At 48.8% G+C, this 683-nt stretch carries 1 protein-coding gene; it reads right to left on the bottom strand.

Going from position 1 to position 683, the window contains the following annotated elements; genetic code table 11:
- Positions 1–112 precede the first annotated feature (112 nt).
- A partial coding sequence (locus tag ON063_RS14755) for an aldehyde dehydrogenase family protein (RefSeq protein WP_274665641.1) occupies positions 113–683 on the bottom strand: 571 nt, incomplete at its 5' end.

Below are 683 nucleotides of genomic sequence, written 5' to 3'. Positions count from 1 at the left end.
GAGTGGGCGCTTGCGGATCACGTCATCAAATCGCCGAACGATTTAGTCGAATGGGTCAACCGATAAGAAAAGGCTTGTCGCACATGCGACAAGCCTTTTTGTATGCCTATACTTACAACCCGAGTGAGATGTATTTGACTTCTAAAAATTCTTCGATGCCGTGGTGACCACCTTCACGCCCGAGTCCACTTTCTTTCCATCCACCGAACGGCGCTTGAGGAGTTGACGGAAGACCATCATTCACACCAACGATTCCATACTCTAACGACTCTGCTAAATAGACCGCTTCGTTGATGTCTTGCGTGAATAGATAAGCGGCTAAGCCGAACGGTGTATTATTTGCTCGTTTGATTACTTCTTCGAGTGAATCGAATGTCGCGATTGGAGCAACCGGACCAAATGTCTCTTCATTCATGCAGAGCATGTCTTCATTCGCGTAACGGATGACTGCCGGACGAATGAATAAACCGTCTAATACTTCACCACCGTATACTTCACCACCGCGAATTTGAGCGTCCTCGATATGCTTTTCGACTTTACTGAGCGCATCGTCGTCGATGAGCGGACCGATGTCGACACCTTCCTCTAGACCGTTCCCGACTTTCAGCGCTTCGACCTCTTTGATGAAACGCTCCGAGAATTCATCGACGACGGCACGTTCGACGTAAATTCGGTTCGCACAG

The organism is Exiguobacterium sp. B2(2022) (genome assembly GCF_028823655.1).
GTDB lineage: Bacteria > Bacillota > Bacilli > Exiguobacteriales > Exiguobacteriaceae > Exiguobacterium > Exiguobacterium aestuarii_A.
The sequence above is the reverse complement of the archived record's forward strand: the minus strand, read 5'-3'. Positions and strand labels throughout refer to the sequence as shown.